This window comes from Methylocystis sp., assembly GCF_021731785.1.
Taxonomy (GTDB): Bacteria; Pseudomonadota; Alphaproteobacteria; order Rhizobiales; family Beijerinckiaceae; genus Methylocystis.
In genome coordinates, this window is sequence record NZ_JAKFWS010000031.1 from 58,164 (window position 1) to 75,607 (window position 17,444).

Sequence of the window (17,444 nt, forward strand, 5' to 3'; positions counted from 1 at the left end):
TCCGATTAAGGCCGGCTTTCCATCCACGGTGGACGGTCAGTCTCGGGCAGTGGATCACGGTCATGCATGGCAAAGGACGTTGTCATGCGTGAGATTTGGCCGGAAAAACGGGGAGGGAGCCACGCGCGTCAGGACGCTCGCCAGCGGCGATCAAACCTCGCGGATTCGCAGAACGCTCATTGTGGAACAGCACGGCGTCGCGACGCCAAGCAATGGCATGACCATCGGCCTCCCTATACCAGCTCTTTCCGAAGTCTCATGAGCTGCCGCGCAAATGGAACAAAAATCACGAGCCACATATAGACTTGTTCGCGGGTCGGGGGCTTCGCGCCGGTCGGGTGACCGGATTCATTGCGCGCTATGCGGATTGCTGACTGAATAGCCGTGAGGTTCACTTCCAAGTCTTCTGTCGCCGACTGTGAAAGTGTTTTGATTATTGGATTTAGCAACTCATGAAATTTGGTGATTTTCGCTCGAATGAATGGCAGCTTTGTCACAGGCAAAAACCTCGATCCATGAGTGGGGCTGTTGGCTGCCACCTCTACAAGCCGCAGAAATTCGATTTCTGCGGCCACGCCAAGCATGACGAGACTTGCTAACAGGCAATCTGCATAGAACGCCGCTACGGCTTCCTCTAAGTAGACGACTGCCGCTGCGGATATATCCGGCACTTCAGCATGTAGAACTTTCAAAAAGCCGCTGCTATCGTGGAAACGAAAGGGGCTTTGATGCTGTAAGGCCTGCTGTCCAAAACGACTAAGGCGGAGCCACGGCCACCCAGGATTGCTGCTGTTTAGGCCGAGAGTAACAACTCCCTGCCGAAATAAGTCCCACACCACCTCAAGAACGATATTGGAATCGTTGGGATGCAATTGACTGTCCGCACCGGCGTAAGCCATTCCAGTTGGAAGCGGGGGCGCATTATGTCGTCGCGCCAAAGTGCGTGCTGTGTGTTCTAAAACGCCGGCAAACTGATTGACACCGTTTGTAGACGCTTTGCTTAGGACATCTACGACGACTTCTCGAATTTCTTCATAATCGTGCTGGGGTAGATTCCACATTACGTCAGCCTCGCAATCGCCCCGCCGCTGACGTGATAGCTGCGGCCAATCTCCGCAAGGGTTTCGTGGCTTTGATCGTTGCGGCGGAAACTCATTGCGAAACCTCTACCTTTTGCAACGTTCATCCTTCCCACCATAAATTACTGAAATTCTTACCTATCGACTTTTGCAAAACCCTATTGCAGAATCCCCCCATGAAAATCGGATATGCCCGCATCTCGACCGACGAGCAATCGCTTGACCTTCAGCGTGACGCGCTGCGGAAAGCGGGCTGCATGGAAGTCTTCGAGGATAGGGGCGTGTCGGGCGTCGCCACGCAACGCCCCGGCCTTGAAGCCGCGCTCAAGCGGATTGGCGTGAATGATGCGCTGGTTGTCTGGAAGCTCGATCGGCTCGGGCGGTCGCTGCCGCATCTAATTGAAACGATAAGGGAGCTGGGCGCGCGGGGTGCGGGCTTTGCCTCGTTGTCGGAAAGCATCGACACGACGACGCCGGGCGGAAAGCTGGTGTTCCACATTATGGGCGCGTTGGCGGAATTTGAGCGAACGTTGATTGTCGAGCGCGTCAACGCAGGGATTGCGGCGGCGAAGAAACGCGGAAAGCATGTCGGTCGCCCCCGCAAACTCACCGTGGAACAGGTCGCCCATGCGCGCGAAGCGATAGAGGGTGGCTTGCAGACTCGCGCCGGTATGGCCGCGCTACTTGGCGTGGACGGCTCGACGCTGTGGCGGGCAATACGCGCGGCCAATGATGCCGCGCCTGCCGCAGCAATGCCGCGCACAATGGGCGGGGGCGGTCATGGCCACCATTAAAGCCCTCGTGAAACCGGCGATGCTGAGATGGGCGCGCAGCCGCGCCAAGGTGAAACCGGAAGATGCCGCGAAAGCGGCAAATGTCCCGGTTGAGCGCCTTCACGCGTGGGAAAGCGACGAGAATCCCGATGTACCAACCTTGGGGCAGCTCCGCGCGCTTGCGGGAAAATATCATTTCCCTTTGGCGGTCTTTTACCTGCCGGAACCGCCAAAGGATTTCGCGCCGTTGCGGGATTTCCGCAGGCTCGCGCATTTTGACGACGAGCCGATTTCGGCGAACCTCGCCTATCACATTCGCAGCGCCTACGATCGCCGCGAGCTGGCGCTCGAACTGTTTCAGGAACTCGACAACAAGCCGCAGCGGTTCCCACTGAAGGCGACAACGCGCGACAATCCCGAAAATGTTGGCCGCGCAATCCGGGAGTTTCTGAACGTGGACAGCGAAGCGCAGAAACGCGCGGCGCGGCAGGGGAGGGCATTCGATTTCTGGCGCCGACGGCTGGAGGAAAACGACATACTCGTTTTCGTTATCAGCGGGCCACATTGGAGCGTCGAGCTTGAGGAAATGCGCGGGTTTTCGATTGCCAACCGCGAACTGCCTGTCCTTGTCGTCAACGGCAAGGATTACAGCCAGGGGGGCAAGGCGTTCACGCTTATCCATGAACTCTGCCATGTCCTGTTAGGGGAAAGCGCCATTTCGAATGGCGCGGCTGAAGACCCCCAGCTCGCTCCGGCAAGCCGCACGGTTGAACGCTTCTGCGATGCTGTCGCGGCGGCAACTTTGATGCCGCGTGATTTGTTGATGTTGTTCGAAGAAGCTGCTGGAAGGGATGTCCGCGAATGGAGCGACGACGAATTGCGCAAGATCGGAGACGCAATCGGTGTCAGTCGTCAGGCGCTGCTGCTACGTTTCGTGACCATGAAGCGCGCAACATGGGACTATTACAAAGAGCGGCATGAAGCGTTCGAAGAAGAATATCGGCGGCTCGCAAAGGAAAAAGCGGCGCAGAAAAAGCCCATTCAGATCAAACGACACATCATGCTGATGAGCTGGAACGGTCGCGGTTTCACGCGGCTGGTGTTGCGCAGCTATTACGGCAAACGCATTACCCTCAACGACGTTTCGAGCTTTCTGGGAGCCAAGGTCAAATACATCCCCGCGCTTGAGCATGCCGCCTTTCAGGTGGCCGAATAGCAGGGGGGAATGACGATATATTGCATCGACACAAGCGCCCTCATAGCCGCGTGGCAAGAGCGATACCCCCCAGAGAACTTTCCGAGATTCTGGGGGCTCATGGATTCACTGATTGAGGACGGGCGCTTGGTCGCCCCCACGGAAGTGCTAACCGAAACGGCGAAGCGTTCCGACGAGCTGCACAAGTGGCTTGCGGAACGGAAGTACATGTTCCGCGAACTCGAAGACGAGATTCAGATCGCCGCTGCTGGCGTGTTGGCCCAGTTTCCGCGCTTAGTCGGCGAACGGAAATTGCGGACATCCGCCGACCCCTTCGTCATTGCGTTGGGACAAGTGGAGAGCCTGCAAATCGTCACGGACGAGAAGCCCACGGGAAGCGCACAACGCCCGAACATTCCCGATGTTGTAACGGCTTTGGGTCTACCGCCCTGCATGGGCCTTCTTGAACTCATTCGCGCCGAAAAGTGGATTGTCGGATAATGGCGAAAGGAAAACTCTATTTCTCTGCCGACGACCCTGAAGTCGGCGTGACGCCATCGCGTCTCAAACGCCTTGGAAAGGCAAAGCAGTGCGAGTACCTTCTTGCGTGGTTCCATCATCACTTCGAAGACCCCGCCCAAGAGACGCCTTATAACGGTCGAGAAGGTGGATATCTCTACATTTGGGGTGGCCCATATGATGCGCGAGAAGAAATAGAGGCTGAATTTGGTTCGTTTATATCTGAGCAGGTTATCGAAGACGTAGTTGAAGAAATTGAGAGCGACGGCCTCACTGAGTGGGCTCCAAGCCACAATCATGCCGACCATGAGCAGGTAAGGGCTGAGTGGGAGGCAGAACGGGAAGAGCGCGAATCCGCTGCACCACAGCCTGATATTGAATCAATTATCGCCGCGCTTCAGCGCGGTGAGACAGCTCGTTACGGCGATGTGGAGGAGAAGCGCCAACGCCAAGAAATCCTTGACCGCCTCGAACAATTGGAACGCCTGCTGCCCCGGCAGGCGCATGGTGGGATCGGGCACAACAACCCCCCTTCAGAAGAAGGCGGGCTTGGCACTGACCTTGTGCCTGACATCCGCGAGGCAAGCGCAATTATACGAGAAGAACTCGTAAAGCCTGAGCCGAACGCCCTTGAGGTTGCGAAGGCGACCTCCCGCCTATCGGCTGCCGTGTCCTGGATTGGCAAGAAGCTCGACGTGGCGATTGAGAGCTTCTCTAAAGAGGTTGGAAGCACTAGCGGAAAGGCCGTTGGCGTTGTCATCGGCGCGTACGGGGTTGGGAAGGTCGCCCCGTCGATTGGCGGAACCCTCGGCCACGTGGTGGAGAGCGCAATTCAATGGCTTTCTCATATTATTACCCTGCCGTTCTAAGAGTCGGACTCAAAATTAACACCTTGATTATGCGTTTCTAGCGATGCGTCGGGAGAGCTGTCTGATGGAGGCGATGAGCAACTAGGCCTCAGATGAGGCGATGGAAGCTTTCCAATCCTTGGCTAGCCTTCGGCAGTGATTAAGCCAGGCGAGGGTTCGTTCGACGACCCAACGCCGTGCAACGAGGACGAAGCCCTTTGTGGCATCTGGGCGTTTGACGATTTCGATGACGGGGCCATTCGTCTTCACCAGCCAGAGCGGCTTCAAGCTTCTCGCCGGCGTAACCGCTGTCGGCGAATATATGCGTGATGGTCGGGAAGCTTTCGCAGGCGAAGCCGATGACGCGCGGCGCGCCATCCCTGTCCTGAATGCTCGCTTCGTGCACGATCCCGGTGAGCATATGGCCTTGCGTGTCCGTCACGATGTGACGTTTGCGGCCCTTGATCTTCTTGCCGGCATCGAAGCCGCGCGGTAAGCCTCCGCCGAGGGCCGTCTGGCGATTGGGGCTGACGGCGGCGATAGTCGTGCGCGTGGCGCGGGGATCGTGTCCACTATCGATGATGGACACTATCTCCGATGACCGAGGCGGAAAAAGACGAGGCTGCGGGTTCCGGGGGCCGGCGGCGCTATTGGAAGAACGACGCGAAGCGCCGCATTGTCGCGGAGAGCTTGGAGGAAGGAGCGTCGGTGGCGGAGGTCGCGCGGCGCTATGGCCTCAACGCGAATCTGCTGTTCACTTGGCGGCGGCGGTTCGCGGCCGGCGATGCGAGCGAGCAGCCTGCGGTTTTACCGGTGACGATCACGTCGACGCCGGCCATGGCGCTTTCATCGGCGCCCGGGACCATCGGCCGAATGGAGATCATGCTTTCCATGGGCGAGAGAATCGTGGTCGGCGCGGATGTCGACGCGTCGGCCTTGGCGCGCGTGGTCAAGGCGTTGCGGCGATGATCCCGGTCTCGGCGGACGCACGGGTCTGGCTCGTCACCGGCCAGACCGACATGCGCAAGGGCTATGCGAGCCTGGCGCTGATCGTTCAGGAGACGCTGCGCCGCAATCCCAATGGCGGACATTTATTCGTGTTCCGTGGGCGCCGCGGCGATCTGATAAAAATTCTCTGGCATGACGGCCAGGGTCAATGTCTTTTCGTGAAGCGATTGGAGCGCGGGCGTTTTATATGGCCGTCGGCCTCATCCGGCGCGGTGACGATCAGCTCCGCGCAGCTCGGCTATCTTCTTTCCGGCATTGACTGGCGCGCTCCACAATACACATGGCGCCCGGAGGCAGCGGGCTGAGATTTTTCGAGTGGATGGCCAGCGATAAGTCTTGCCGGCGCGCGCCATTGTGATTCGATCGTGACCATGAGCGCCGCTGATTCTCTTCCCGACGACGTCGAGGCTTTGAAGGCGATGCTCCGCGACAAAGACGCGGAGCTGGCGCAGGCGCGCGCAACAGCTTCGAACGCGACCGCTCTGATCGCGCATTTGCAGCTCTCGATCGAGAAGCTTCGACGCGAGCTCTATGGGACGCGCAGCGAGCGCAAGGCGCGGCTGCTCGAGCAGATGGAGCTCGAGCTCGAAGAGCTCGAAGGCGATGCCGCCGCCGCCGAGCTCGCCGCCGAACAAAAGGCCGATGCGGCGAAGACGACCGCGGTCCGCGCCTTCTCGCGAAGAAAGCCTTCGCGCCAGCCCTTTCCGGCGCATCTGCCGCGCGAGCGCGTCGTTCTTCCGGGGCCGACGGCATGCGCATGTTGCGGTGGAACGCGTCTGCACAAGCTCGGCGAGGACGTGACCGAGACGCTGGAGGTCGTTCCACGGCAATGGAAGGTCGTCCAGCACGTGCGAGAGAAGTTCACCTGCCGCGACTGCGAGAAGATTGCCCAGGCTCCGGCGCCCTTTCATCCGCTTCCGCGCGGCTTTCTGGGGCCGAGCCTGCTGGCGATGATCCTGTTCGAGAAGTATGGACAGCATCAGCCGCTGAACCGCCAGTCGGCGCGCTATGCGCATGAGGGCGTGGAGCTGAGCCTGTCGACGCTCGCCGATCAGGTCGGCGGCTGCGCCTCGCTGCTGCGGCCGCTCTGCGATCTCATTCGTGACCATGTCTTCGCTGGCGCGCGCGTGCATGGCGACGAGACGACCGTTCCGGTCCTTGCCAAAGGCAAGACGCGAACCGGGCGACTGTGGACCTATGTGCGCGACGACAGGCCCTTCGGCGGCGCCGATCCGCCGGCGGCGGTCTTCTTCTACTCGCGCGATCGCACTGCCGAGCATCCAGAACGCCATCTAGCGCGTTTTGCCGGCGTCCTTCAGGCCGACGCTTATGCCGGCTTCAAACGGCTCTATGCGCCGGAGAGGTCGCCGGGGCGGATCATCGAAGCCGCGTGCTGGAGCCATGGGAGACGCAAGTTCTTCGTGCTCGCGGACATCGCCGCCAACGCCCGCAACAAGGCGCTCGGCAAGCAGACCGCGATCGCGCCTCTCGCTCTGGAAGCGGTCAAACGCATCGACGCGATCTTCGACATCGAGCGCGAGATCAATGGCCGCCCCACCGAGGAGCGTCTGGCCATTCGCCGTGAGCGTGTCGCGCCGCTCGTCGCCGAGCTCGAGGCATGGATGCGCGGCGAGAGGGCGCGGCTGTCGCGTCACGCCGAGGTTGCCAAGGCGATGGACTACATGCTCAGACGCTGGAGCGCATTCGCGCGCTTTCTCGACGACGGCCGCATCTGCCTGACCAATAATTGCGCCGAGCGCAACCTTCGCGGCGTCGCGCTGGGAAGAAAATCGTGGTTGTTCGCCGGCTCGGATCGCGGCGGTGAGCGCGCCGCTGTGATCTACACGCTGATCGCCTCCGCCAAGCTCAACGGCGTCGACCCACAGGCTTGGCTCGCCGATGTGCTGGCCCGCATCAACGATCACAAGATAACCGATCTCGCCGCCTTGCTACCGTGGCGCTGGGCCGCCGACCTACAAGCCAAAAAGCTCGCCGCCTGATCTACGCGCAGCCGTCCTTGGCTGAAAATGATCAGCCCACGTGCCTCACCGGATGCTTACGCCGCGCGGGCCGCCGGCTTCCGTGGTCTTGACGCTTTGGCTGTCGATGATGGCGGCCAAGCGCTGCTTGGCGGTCGGCGCGCTGTGGCTGCGGGTGAGCGCCTCGACATAGGCGCCAATATGCAGCGGCGCGATGTCAATGAGCGAAGCAAGCCCGCGCTGCTCGCACCAGGCGAGGAATTCGCCGATCGCCCGGCCATAGCCGCGCCGGGTGTGCGGGTTGCGGATGTTGGCGATAAAGAATTCGCAGAAACGCGTCTGCGCGCGCTCGCCCGCCGCCTGCACGAGCGCAGGAACATGGCTCGGTATGGTCGCCGGCAGGGCGGCTGGCCGGCCTTCAGATTCAATTTCGAACATGGCGCGCGTCTTTGAAGGTGAAGGAGGCGCTTGGGTTCTCCAAATTCGAGAGCCGCAGCAGAGCGATTTCCGGCCGCTCGCGCAGCATGGCGAAAGGCGCCGCGAGACTGTCAGCCTCGGCGTAGGTCTCAAAGCCCCAATGGAAGTCGACCATGCCCTGGTAGTCGGTCGACTCATCGGGCTCTGTGACCGCGAGCCCGATCAGCGCGTCGCGCAGCTCGAGAAAGTCATCGGTCTTTTTGACCCAGACGACGACGTCAAAGGGCGGCAAGCGCGACACGCGACGATCCTTATCTAATCGCGCAACGCGCTCGACGCCCGTTGCGAACGCGGCTGCAGATAATGGGCCTTCCATACAGTCTTGAGCTTGCAGACAAGCGCGGCGTAGTCGGCGCGGGCCGCCTGCCGGGCTGGGTCGGCGGCGGCGACCCCGCGCTGCGCCAGGTCGTTGAGCTGGTCGCCGCGCGCCTTTAATCGGGCGAAGGTCATCCGCCAGTCATTGTGGAAGCTTTTGTCTCGATCGTCGTACATGCGGCCTCAGGTCAAGTGTAAGATAAAGGACACCTGCGTGTCCGCGCTTGCCTATTCGATCACTTCAACGTCCCGAACGATCGCCAGCCAGTCCTTGAATTCGTCCAGGCCCCATTCGTTCTTGGCCAAATTGCACGCCAAGTGCGTGATCTGCGTGTTGGCGTCATCATAGGCGATATTGCTGCTGTCAATCCGATCTGCCGACGGTTGCAGCATTTTGCTGGTCGTCTGGGTAAGAGGGCCTCCGCAAAGCGCACATTTGCCCTTTTGATCGTCAGTCCATTTCCGCATGATCAAAGCCACCAGGTCGGAAACATTGGGGGCGGTTCGAAGCGGATTTTGGCGCGTCGTGTATTCGCCGCCAGACTTGACCCGCGCCTGAATCAGAAGAGCCATTCTCGCGGCTTCCTGCTTGATAGTCTTCTCGACGGTATCCGAGAGACCACCCATGAGCCGCATGTAGCGCTGAACCGGCTCGGAAAGATGCAGCTCGATACGCCGAACCTGAAGCGCCATGACCGCTTCCCGCTCCGCGCCGGTGGCTTCGACGACATTGCCCCGGTTCTCCATCGCGCCCAGAGCCGCGTAGGCCTTCGGCGTCAACACGCGCGCTTCCGGATATGGCGGCCCTGTCATGACTGCGGCGTCGAGGACGGCCATGGAATACGGCCATGGATTTTCGCCAAATCGAGCGGTCGTGAGGGCCCACTGGTCAGGGGGGACAATCAAGCTCGTTTTCAAAATATGGTTTGGCTCGATCGATACCGCGGAAATCAAACGGCTTCGATGATCTGGGTCTTCGGTCATCTCCGCGCTCGTCGTTCCGACGTAGATCGCGATATCCCGACCCGGCCGAAATTCGGCCTGGAGGCGTTGTCCGACGTTCTTCTTGCTAAAAGAAAAGCACGGCCAGCGATCGCTGATGAGACCAAATTCGCTTTTGAGAAAAACCCGCCCCTCGGGTTTCATCATGTCAAATACCTGCACCTGCCCCCCTCGTTTTTGACGGGGATTCTGACGCTGATTTTCGCACCAGGCAAGCCGCTGATTTTCCAGCTTTTCCCATATGTCTCAAAAGTCTTGAGTTATGGCGGAACGTCCGGGCGGGGCCAGAGGATCGATGATTCCCTCCGTCTTCCATCCAAGACCGTCACGATAAAAACGAAGGGAGTTCTCCAGATCATCGACGCCGATGGTGATTACGGCAATGCGTGGTTTCACGGCCGAAGTCCTTCCGTGGCGCCGCCTTGCCGCCGCTGCTGGCGGCTACAATTTACTCGCCATACTCGCGATCATGAGTGGAAGCGTTTGGTCGTTGTTGTTCCAGCGATTCCCTGTATGCGACGCCTCCTCGGAGGAACTTGGGCCATGGCGGCATGGCAATGGCGGGATCGAGGCGTTCCGGCAGGAGACCCCAGAGCTGCGGGTGATGCCAGCAAAGTTCGTGTCCCGTGCTGTCTCGGTGCTCGCGAATGCCCTTACGCAGTCGTCGAGCCTCGGCAATCAACGCCTCTTTGCTCATGTGTTCGAGGTCCTCGTCCATTCATTTCTCCCGCTTGTAAATGACGGGGCGGCAGCGTCGCTCTTCTTTCGCGATATGCCAGTCAGACGGTGGCCGCCGTGACGAGAGCGATCAGCGCCAGCAGGGCGAAGACCGCGCGCGCGACATGGGAATGCTCCCATTGGTCGCGCGCCGACGCCCAATCCCGATCGTTCCACTTGGCGCCCGTCTCTCCGCCAACGGCAAAGAAGGCTGCGCCGGCTCCTGCGAGTTGTTGGTCCTTGAGCCAGAATTTGTTGACCGGATGCGTGAACGCCCAATAGAGGCCATGCATGATCAGCAACGATACAAGGGCGCTGAGCGTGAACCAGAATGCCGCGCTCCCAAATGGCGTGAGGACGAGCAGGACCAACGTAGCCAACATTGCGCCGAATTCGCCGAACACTGCGCCGATCGTGAATCCAGGATAATAGATCGTCTGCACGGTGACATAGGTCTCCTTGTCGAGCCGCAGCTTTCCTGGCAGTTCAAGCGCGTGGGCTAATGTCAGCGCCACTGCGACCGACACGAGCACGATGGTGAGAATTTGCCAAATCTGGAACATGGCCGCTTACTCCAAGCCCCGCTCATTAATTATTAGTCATTGTGATCAACATGGATTTTGCAACTGCACCGGGCCTCCCGCCCGCATATTATTTGCGCTGGCTGCTCGATCTGAAGCCAGTGGCCAGCGCCGTCGACCACCACATGCTTCAGGCACTTTCGCAGACGGTAGAGAGCGCCTGGCGTGTCCCGTCCCCGAACGGGGAGGCCTTGGGTCGGCTGTTCCCGATTGCCCTGCGACTTAGCCCTTGCGCGCCCAGCGTTCGCGGCGCTCCAGCTCGGCCGCGCTAGGATTGTCGTCGGCGAACGAGCCGGTGGGCACCTTGCCGGAGCGTTGATAGGTTCCGACGATAACTCCCGTCGTCGACGTATCGCTGCTCTCCAGCGTCCAGGCGTGCGGGCGCGAATTCTCGTCGAACAGCCGCTTGCCCCGGCCCAGAATGACGGGGAAGGTCAGGATGGTCAGCTGGTCGATCAGGTCGTTGGCCAGGAGGGTGTGGATAACCTCGCTCGATCCCTGGATCAACAGGTCCCGCCCCTTGGTCGCCTTCAGCGCCCGCACGGCCTTGGCCAGGTCACCCTCCAGGCGATGGCTGTGGGCCCAGTCCAGCGGCGTGTCGAGGCCGGTGGCGACGTACTTGTTCACGGCGTTGAACTTGCGGCCGATCTCGTCGTTCATGTGCGGCCAGTAGGCGGCGAAAATCTCGTAGGTGCAACGGCCCAGGAGCAGGTCGTAGTCCTCGCCCATGGCGCGGTCCATCAGTCCGCCCAGCTTCTCGTTCCAGAAGGGGAAGGTCCAGCCGCCGTACTCGAAGCCGCCCCGAGGGTCCTCCTCCGGCCCGCCGGGGGCCTGCATGACGCCGTCCAGGGAGACGAAGGTGGCGGTTCTAAGCGTGCGCATGATCAATCTCCTTTTTGGGGTCAGATATCAGAAGAACTCGGGCGGCATCGGCTGGATGGCGTCGCCTACACGAACTTTGTTGGCATCATCCTTTACTTTGGAGGTTGTTGCCGGAAAAGACTGATCTGATCCCTGTGATACCGGAATGGCCGGAGTTCATCAGAGGCTGTGTGAGATATCGGCAGTCGCTGGATGAGCAAGGCGCCAAACGTGAATTGGGCTACTCCTGCACAGTGCGAGCCGCGCGGCGGCGGCTTCAATCGCGCGCTTATGCGCGCTTATGCGCGCATCGAATTCTTCCACGATGACCCCATGTTCAACGCAGTCGATAGAGCTCCTTGATACGCAGGAAAATATCGTCGAGTTCGATTTCGCCGCGGATGTATGCGTCGAAGATCGGTTCGGCGTCCGCGTCGGCCGACAAGCCTTCGATCAGGTTCTCGTGATGCGCGTCGCGGATGACGAGGCGTCGGCGTTCCATTTCTTCCGCTGAGAAGAGTCCTGTGCGCAAAGCGTCCGATGGCGCGGCGCGCCCCTCCTGTTGAAATGAATTCCGAACTAAACCGCGCTCGACTTCCTATTCGCGCCAGCGCGGCGGCAAGGCTATTTTGGATAGGGGAGCGCGTTGTCGCCGGCAAGTGTTTCGTCTGACGTCAGAAAGTGTGACGGCGGGCCAGGAGTTCGGTGGCGACGTCGCCGAACGGCTTCATGTCGGCGCCTGATGGGTTGTCGGGGCTGGCGGCGGAATCATCCATCATTTCATCGAACGTTGCCATATCGTAATAGTCGAACAATGGGTCGTCGAAGCGGTCGGCTTCGATGGCCCGCTGGACCAGTGGCCGCAGTAGGCTGAACTGGAGATGGGCAATGAGGTTCGCCCATCCGTCCCAGACGCGCGCCGGGGCCGTGCCGAGTTGCTCGAATGCGTTATGAGAAAATCGGCCGCCGATTCTTTATCGATCCTGCCGGCGATGGTGAGCGCGCAGATCGTGTCGGTCATGACAACGGCGCGCGTGTGCATCGATGCGTCGGGATCGAGCGCCAACTCATAGAGAGGGACGGGATCGCCATCGAAGGTCGAGCGCATCACGGGATCGGCCAGAACGTCGAGGGCGTCTTCTAGTTCGAAGCGACTGCTGAATTGGCTGCAGCGCAGAAGCCGGGCGAGCGGACGATAGGCGTCCGTCTCGCGCCATTCGGCAAACAGCAGCATGATGAATGGGATCGGGGTCGGTTGCTCGCGTTGGGTTTTCGGCGAGGCGTCGAGATACGTCTCTATTTCCTCCAGGAAGATGGGCGTCATTCGACGGCGTTGCCGAGACGCCGCCGCGAGCGCCTTTCGCGGCGGATCGTCGTCGTCGAAGCTGGCGTGGGTTAGCGCATGGAGGATTTCGTGGGGCTTCATCTGGTTTCTGTCGAGGTTGTCGCCGACGTTGTGGAGATCACGCGGCGTGGTTTCAGTCGGAGTGAAAGGCCCAACGGGGGGCCGGGGCGAAGACCGCGCGCCCCGGCTCGACCAGTTCATCTGCTCCTGCGAGCGTCGTCTTCTCGTCGTCTGCGGTCTTCGTCGTCGCGCCGTCGGCGGTCCTCTTCCTCGCGATAGCGTCGTTGTTCTTCGTCACGGCGACGATCGTCCTCTCGTCGTTTGCGGTCTTCGTCGTCGCGCCGTCGGCGGTCCTCTTCCTCGCGATAGCGTCGCTGTTCTTCGTCACGTCGACGATCATCTTCGCGGCGATCGTAATCGTTCATATGCGTTTCCTCTGTTTGTCTTCAAACGCGTCGCGCAGCGCTCACGGATCGGATTGGGCGCTCGCGCGGACGGAAGATTGATGCAGCGATGCGCGAATGCGAACCGCCAGCCATAATCGTCGGGGAGCCCCCCGCGTTCTGATCCCCGGGGCAAGGGGGGTGCGGTGCGACATAATAACTCACGCCCGAAAAACCTGTAGCCTGACGCAACGGGAGGGGTTGCGTGACATGTCGGCGCGCATTTAAGTTCGCATAAATGCTTAACAATTTGGAATGGGCCGGGGGATTTAAGCGCGAAGATTGAGTCTCGCGAAAATTTCATACGAGAAAGGAAGCGGCGGCATGACCATCGTTTTTGAGGAGAGCGGAGTAGAGGCGAGGATCGAAAAGAACGGCGACATACCGATGGTGGGAGCCGATCCCGAGGAGGCGACCACTGAGGCAGAGGCGAGTGTTGGGGCGGTCGAAAAGGCCGTCGACGCACCGATGGCGAAAGCCGATCGCGACGAGGCGTATTTCGAGAAAATGGCATTCGTTGCCGAATGTGTCGAGGTGCGGCGGTTCCTAAAGATGCCGCCGTGGTTGAGCGAAGTTCGGGACGAAGAAGATGCCGGTTCGCAATGGGGCAGGCTATACCATGATCTCGAAATCGACGAGCGTGTGCTCGCGATCGCACGGATATTTCCTCAGCGCCCGGAGGGTTGGGAGGAAGCGGCGTCGGTTCTGATCGCCTACCTGGATTTGCGCGAAAACTCTATTGACCCATTGGTAGGAATCGCGCGCGCACTTTGCGGGGATGGCGCGCGAACCGGCTGACCGTTCGCGCGCACCCGCGTTAGCCTCCTTGAGTGTAAAAGGAGGTCCCAATGCGAATAGCGTTTTTCATCTTTGCTCTGATTTTGACGTCGACGGCGTCGGCGGATCCGGCGACGACGTTGGATGGTCAGCAGGAGTCGACGGCGGGAAATGTCCCGCCTGTTGCGCCCGAATCGTCGATGTCCAATGCTGACGGAGCCGGATCGTCGCCGCCGCTGACGCCAGTCGCGCCGGAGACGATCGAACAACTGCCGGTCCTGAGGCACATAAACAAGAGCGGGGCGAAACTATTCGACGCGGGAAGGGCGCATGACATGCGCGCCGTGGTCGCGCGCCAGGGCGGAGAATTCATGATTCTCCAGGTGACGCCGGATGGCGAAGCCGTCATCGCCGGAGCACAAACGAATTTGTCGGCGGCGACGTTGCGCGCGATCGCGGACGGCGGACAGCAAATCACGGATCTTGGCGTCAGCCATGGCGTGCACGGATTGTTCGTTCGCAATGGAGGACAATTTCAGGTGTTTTACGCGACTCCGGACGGCGAACGAGTGATCCCGGGAGTTATGTGGGATGCGACTGGAAAGAACATCACTCGAGAGCAAGTCGCTCCGATCCCCGGCGTGACGCCCACCGTGACGATCGGCAAGGAAGTAGGCGCGCCGGACGGCGACGCTGATGGGTCGAAAAGATCACCGCTCGAACTCGCGGAGCATACGACGTTCGGTGTGATCGGCGCGGCTTCCGCGCCGCGCCTGTTCGTTTTTGTCGACCCGCTATGCAGCTATTCGGTCAAGGCCCTGCAGCAGCTGCAGCCTTTTGTTGCGAGCGGGCGTGTGCAGGCGGCGATCATTCCGCTTTCCGTCCTGGACTATGAGGATCAGGGCCGCAGCACGACCAGCGCGCTGGCCATGTTGAGCAAGCCGGCCGATCAGATGGTGTCGGCCTGGTCGCGCGGCGATCTGAACGGGCCGCCTTCGGGCGAGGCGGAGGCGAAGTTGCGCGCCAATATGATGGCAGCTGAAGCGATCGGTCTGCGCGGCACGCCGACGGTCATCTGGCGTAAGGCGGATGGTTCGGAGGGCCGTATCGACGGCCTGCCGGAGGATTGGAATGCGGTGATCGCATCGATGGGAGGCGAGAACCATGCTGCGCGATAGAAATCGAACGGAAAATCCGACCGTCGGGAAGAGACCGTCAATGTTCGGCCGGACCTGGCGGGGAGTGAAGCGGCTCGGAGCGCCGGCGACTCGAGCCTTCCCGAAAGACGAAGTCGTCGAAGGAGGGCGGGCGATTGGGCGACTGATTGCGGCGGTGCGTCAGGGACGGCCGGGCGACCCGAGGTTTCGATTGCATGAGGACCGTCGCTTCGATCTCGAAGCGACGGCCTTCCTGCATGGACTGTCGTTACATCAGCTAGAGGCCGTGTTGTGGCGCCGACAGCGGCAAACGGCGGTCGCGGCCTATATCGCCTTCGGGTTCGGCTGGGTCTTCTTCCTTCTTTGGCTGTTCGAGGCGGCGACTACGCCGTGGTCGTCGTGGCGTATTCTTCCTGTGCTGGAATTCGCGCCGTTCTGCGTGTTCCTATTTCTGATAGCGTTCAGGAGCGCGTTGCAGAATTATCAGATCCGGATGCGGCGGTTGGCGACGGCGGGGGAATATCTCGATACGTCTGGGCAGTTCTGGCCGAGCTGAGCCAGACTTCGTCTCCCGGCGGGCGAGCGAGACTTCGTCGTCCGACTCGACCCAGCCCCGGAACAGGCTCGGACCTTCTCCCGCTGGGCTGGAGTCTGTCGCGCCGTCTACAACGCCGGGCTTTTTCAAAGGAAAAATTTCGGGCGCAAAGGAGACAAGCGCCGGTTCTTTGGCTTCGTGAAGCAGTTCTGCGAATTGACCGCCCTTCGCGCCGAGTTCGACTGGGTTCGCGAGGTCTCGCAAACAGCCGAGCAGCAGGCGCTGAAAGACCTTCAGCAGGCGTATAAAAATTTCTGCGCAGTGCGCGCCGATTATCCGACTCCCCGCCAGCATATCCGCGAGAGCTTTCGCCAGCGCGGGGCTATTATCCCGGCGGGAAAACGCGCTGTAGCGCGAAGATCGCGCCCAAGAGAGCGAAACTAACCGTTATGATCGTGATCAAAATCGCGTTCTTGGCTTTTTCGATTTTGGTTTCGAGCTTCGCGATGTCGCTTTTGGTCGCGACTTCCTCCCGCAGCGCTTGATCCAACCCCTCGGCGTGGGCGCGCGCCTGCTTCTCATCGACTCCTGCGGCCTTGAGCCGGTCGATATAGGCGAGCTTGTCAAATAAAAGCTGGCTGGTCATGGGCCTATCCTAGCATGTAGGAGGCGTTTGCGGCGATCGTCACTAGACCGCCTCATTTTTTAGCCGCCGGGGGCTGGGCGTTTTTACAACCCCAACTCGCGCGTTCCGCGCTTGTGGCGCGGCGAGGCGGCGACAGAAGGCGGACAGCGGCATGGGCGAGCGAGCGGGCCGAGCGGCTTAGAAGGTGCCGGGAGGGGCGCTCCTGCTATCTCCGGAAGCCCCATAGGCCCAAGGGGCGTGCTCGTAGTCTGGGCGGGTTCCTTGGGTGGAGGGCTCGTATGGCTTGACGACCGTGCCGTTGCGATCGATGACCGGCGGCCGCCAGGTGGCGTTGGCTTCGCCGTAAGCGGCGTAAGGATCGTAGAATGGATGAAGGACCGCAGGGGAGGGCGGGGCGTTGTAGCTGCTCGGGGTGCGGACATTTCCGGACGAGCAGGCCGCGAGCGGGATGGAAAGGCAAAACAAAGCGATGGGGAGATTTCGCATGATAGGCTCCTGTCTAGGAGGCCATCATCATCGGCGCGCGCGCGAACGCGATGGATAATCTTGCGCCGTTAGCGTTCGAGAGCGCTTAAGAGTTCGAGGAGACGGTCTGTTTCTGGGAGAGCGACGTGTGGTTCGTTGCGGATCCAATTGTCGCGTATGATCTGAATGATTTCTTTGAGATCCTCGTATTCGGGTCGATCGGTTTTGCCTTCTTCGGCGGCTTTTAGCAAAGCCAGGTTGTATCGGTCCAATCCGCGGCCATATCTGAGAGCCTGTCGCAGTCTGGCTTCGGTGTCTGATACGGTCTTGTCCTTCTCGGCGTAGTCACGCCTAAGCTGATCGATCTCGCGATTCTGTGTGTAGATAGACCATTTCAAATCGCGGACGGAGAAATTCAACGACGAAATCTCTTCGTCCAGTTTCGTGATCTCGTCCTGCAATCGAGCGGTGTCCCGGCCGCGCTGGTTGAGATCGTTGATCAACGAGTTGTAATAATTGATGTGAATCGTGCGAACGCCGTTGCGCCGTTCGTTTTCCTGGCGCGCATTGATCTGACGGACGGCGTCCGACCACCCTGCGTCATAACCGCGGCTTTTGCCCTGGCGAAGACCGTGGCTTTCTCCGGAGTAATAGCCATCCGAGTGGCCCACCTCATACCAGAGGAGGCCGCTCCCCGAGCCAGGTTCGTCATCGTCGCGCAT

25 protein-coding genes and 2 pseudogenes are annotated in these 17,444 nt (G+C 60.4%); 11 read left to right on the top strand and 16 right to left on the bottom strand.

The genetic code is table 11. From position 1 onward, the window contains the following. Positions 1 to 233 precede the first annotated feature (233 nt). Positions 234 to 1,061, bottom strand: a complete 828-nt coding sequence (locus QZ964_RS06200) for a hypothetical protein (RefSeq protein WP_292529980.1) — start codon at positions 1,059 to 1,061, stop codon at positions 234 to 236. A gap of 194 nt (positions 1,062 to 1,255) precedes the next feature. Between QZ964_RS06200 and QZ964_RS06205 the strand changes: the two genes are divergently transcribed. From QZ964_RS06205 to QZ964_RS06220, 4 genes are read left to right on the top strand one after another with little or no spacing between them, the layout of a single operon-like run. Beyond that, positions 1,256 to 1,873, top strand: a complete 618-nt coding sequence (locus QZ964_RS06205; protein WP_292530161.1) for a recombinase family protein — start codon at positions 1,256 to 1,258, stop codon at positions 1,871 to 1,873. Further along, positions 1,860 to 3,068: an ImmA/IrrE family metallo-endopeptidase gene (locus tag QZ964_RS06210; RefSeq protein WP_292529983.1), complete on the top strand. Its 1,209-nt coding sequence runs from the start codon at positions 1,860 to 1,862 to the stop codon at positions 3,066 to 3,068. Before QZ964_RS06205 ends, QZ964_RS06210 begins: the two co-directional genes overlap by 14 nt. A 9-nt stretch (positions 3,069 to 3,077) precedes the next feature. Beyond that, a complete protein-coding gene (locus tag QZ964_RS06215; RefSeq protein WP_292529984.1) occupies positions 3,078 to 3,548 on the top strand; it encodes a DUF4411 family protein in 471 nt (156 codons plus the stop codon). Then, entirely contained in the window at positions 3,548 to 4,435 is an 888-nt protein-coding gene (locus tag QZ964_RS06220; protein WP_292529986.1) for a HEPN-associated N-terminal domain-containing protein, read from the top strand. The genes QZ964_RS06215 and QZ964_RS06220 overlap by 1 nt, the downstream gene beginning before the upstream one ends. A gap of 81 nt (positions 4,436 to 4,516) precedes the next feature. Here the strand turns inward: QZ964_RS06220 and QZ964_RS06225 are convergent. After that, a pseudogene (locus tag QZ964_RS06225) lies at positions 4,517 to 4,955 on the bottom strand (transposase). A gap of 56 nt (positions 4,956 to 5,011) precedes the next feature. Here QZ964_RS06225 and QZ964_RS06230 point away from each other — a divergent pair. The 3 genes from QZ964_RS06230 (at position 5,012) to QZ964_RS06240 (ending at position 7,422) form a co-directional block, all read left to right on the top strand. Continuing rightward, positions 5,012 to 5,383, top strand: coding sequence for a transposase (locus tag QZ964_RS06230; RefSeq protein WP_196399007.1), 372 nt, complete (start codon positions 5,012 to 5,014; stop codon positions 5,381 to 5,383). Further along, positions 5,380 to 5,727 (top strand): IS66 family insertion sequence element accessory protein TnpB, encoded by a 348-nt coding sequence (tnpB, locus tag QZ964_RS06235; RefSeq protein WP_292529992.1) that lies wholly within the window; start codon positions 5,380 to 5,382, stop codon positions 5,725 to 5,727. Before QZ964_RS06230 ends, tnpB begins: the two co-directional genes overlap by 4 nt. Positions 5,728 to 5,793: 66 nt before the next feature. After that, positions 5,794 to 7,422: an IS66 family transposase gene (locus QZ964_RS06240; RefSeq protein WP_292529994.1), complete on the top strand. Its 1,629-nt coding sequence runs from the start codon at positions 5,794 to 5,796 to the stop codon at positions 7,420 to 7,422. 45 nt (positions 7,423 to 7,467) lie between these two features. Here the strand turns inward: QZ964_RS06240 and QZ964_RS06245 are convergent, their stop codons facing one another. From QZ964_RS06245 to QZ964_RS06295, 11 genes are all read right to left on the bottom strand, one after another. After that, positions 7,468 to 7,839 (bottom strand): site-specific integrase, encoded by a 372-nt coding sequence (locus QZ964_RS06245; RefSeq protein ID WP_292529997.1) that lies wholly within the window; start codon positions 7,837 to 7,839, stop codon positions 7,468 to 7,470. Further along, positions 7,826 to 8,119 carry a hypothetical protein gene (locus tag QZ964_RS06250; protein WP_292530000.1) on the bottom strand — a complete coding sequence of 98 codons (294 nt, stop codon included), beginning with the start codon at positions 8,117 to 8,119 and terminating at the stop codon, positions 7,826 to 7,828. The genes QZ964_RS06245 and QZ964_RS06250 overlap by 14 nt, the downstream gene beginning before the upstream one ends. Positions 8,120 to 8,133: 14 nt before the next feature. Beyond that, on the bottom strand, positions 8,134 to 8,370 hold the full coding sequence (locus tag QZ964_RS06255) for a hypothetical protein (RefSeq protein ID WP_292530002.1): 237 nt from the start codon (positions 8,368 to 8,370) through the stop codon (positions 8,134 to 8,136). Between the two features lie 51 nt (positions 8,371 to 8,421). Further along, positions 8,422 to 9,030 carry a hypothetical protein gene (locus QZ964_RS06260; protein ID WP_292530004.1) on the bottom strand — a complete coding sequence of 203 codons (609 nt, stop codon included), beginning with the start codon at positions 9,028 to 9,030 and terminating at the stop codon, positions 8,422 to 8,424. 411 nt (positions 9,031 to 9,441) lie between these two features. Then, positions 9,442 to 9,591, bottom strand: coding sequence for a VOC family protein (locus QZ964_RS06265; protein WP_292530007.1), 150 nt, complete (start codon positions 9,589 to 9,591; stop codon positions 9,442 to 9,444). A 52-nt stretch (positions 9,592 to 9,643) separates the two neighbouring features. Then, on the bottom strand, positions 9,644 to 9,913 hold the full coding sequence (locus QZ964_RS06270) for a hypothetical protein (RefSeq protein WP_292530009.1): 270 nt from the start codon (positions 9,911 to 9,913) through the stop codon (positions 9,644 to 9,646). Between the two features lie 61 nt (positions 9,914 to 9,974). Then, on the bottom strand, positions 9,975 to 10,475 hold the full coding sequence (locus QZ964_RS06275; RefSeq protein ID WP_292530010.1) for an anthrone oxygenase family protein: 501 nt from the start codon (positions 10,473 to 10,475) through the stop codon (positions 9,975 to 9,977). 240 nt (positions 10,476 to 10,715) lie between these two features. Next, positions 10,716 to 11,375, bottom strand: a complete 660-nt coding sequence (locus QZ964_RS06280) for a dihydrofolate reductase family protein (protein WP_292530012.1) — start codon at positions 11,373 to 11,375, stop codon at positions 10,716 to 10,718. 316 nt (positions 11,376 to 11,691) lie between these two features. After that, positions 11,692 to 11,856 (bottom strand): antitoxin VbhA family protein, encoded by a 165-nt coding sequence (locus tag QZ964_RS06285; RefSeq protein WP_292530014.1) that lies wholly within the window; start codon positions 11,854 to 11,856, stop codon positions 11,692 to 11,694. Between the two features lie 273 nt (positions 11,857 to 12,129). Then, entirely contained in the window at positions 12,130 to 12,780 is a 651-nt protein-coding gene (locus QZ964_RS06290) for a hypothetical protein (RefSeq protein ID WP_292530017.1), read from the bottom strand. 52 nt (positions 12,781 to 12,832) lie between these two features. Further along, positions 12,833 to 13,099: a hypothetical protein gene (locus QZ964_RS06295; RefSeq protein WP_292530020.1), complete on the bottom strand. Its 267-nt coding sequence runs from the start codon at positions 13,097 to 13,099 to the stop codon at positions 12,833 to 12,835. A gap of 367 nt (positions 13,100 to 13,466) precedes the next feature. Between QZ964_RS06295 and QZ964_RS06300 the strand changes: the two genes are divergently transcribed. From QZ964_RS06300 to QZ964_RS21490, 4 genes and pseudogenes are all read left to right on the top strand, one after another. Beyond that, a complete protein-coding gene (locus QZ964_RS06300) occupies positions 13,467 to 13,940 on the top strand; it encodes a hypothetical protein (protein WP_292530023.1) in 474 nt (157 codons plus the stop codon). 50 nt (positions 13,941 to 13,990) lie between these two features. After that, positions 13,991 to 15,097, top strand: a complete 1,107-nt coding sequence (locus QZ964_RS06305; protein WP_292530026.1) for a hypothetical protein — start codon at positions 13,991 to 13,993, stop codon at positions 15,095 to 15,097. A 40-nt stretch (positions 15,098 to 15,137) separates the two neighbouring features. Then, positions 15,138 to 15,632, top strand: a complete 495-nt coding sequence (locus tag QZ964_RS06310; RefSeq protein WP_292530028.1) for a hypothetical protein — start codon at positions 15,138 to 15,140, stop codon at positions 15,630 to 15,632. Positions 15,633 to 15,677: 45 nt separating this feature from the next. Continuing rightward, positions 15,678 to 16,055 (top strand): annotated as a pseudogene (locus QZ964_RS21490) (helix-turn-helix domain-containing protein); the annotation flags it as partial. On the opposite strand, the gene QZ964_RS06315 reads toward QZ964_RS21490, so the two are convergent. The 3 genes from QZ964_RS06315 to QZ964_RS06325 all read right to left on the bottom strand — a co-directional run bounded on the left by QZ964_RS06315 (position 15,997) and on the right by QZ964_RS06325 (position 17,444). Further along, positions 15,997 to 16,257 (bottom strand): hypothetical protein, encoded by a 261-nt coding sequence (locus tag QZ964_RS06315; protein ID WP_292530029.1) that lies wholly within the window; start codon positions 16,255 to 16,257, stop codon positions 15,997 to 15,999. The pseudogene QZ964_RS21490 and the gene QZ964_RS06315 sit on opposite strands and share 59 nt — an antisense overlap. A 177-nt stretch (positions 16,258 to 16,434) precedes the next feature. Continuing rightward, positions 16,435 to 16,743 carry a hypothetical protein gene (locus tag QZ964_RS06320; protein WP_292530031.1) on the bottom strand — a complete coding sequence of 103 codons (309 nt, stop codon included), beginning with the start codon at positions 16,741 to 16,743 and terminating at the stop codon, positions 16,435 to 16,437. Between the two features lie 68 nt (positions 16,744 to 16,811). Further along, positions 16,812 to 17,444, bottom strand: a complete 633-nt coding sequence (locus QZ964_RS06325) for a hypothetical protein (RefSeq protein ID WP_292530033.1) — start codon at positions 17,442 to 17,444, stop codon at positions 16,812 to 16,814.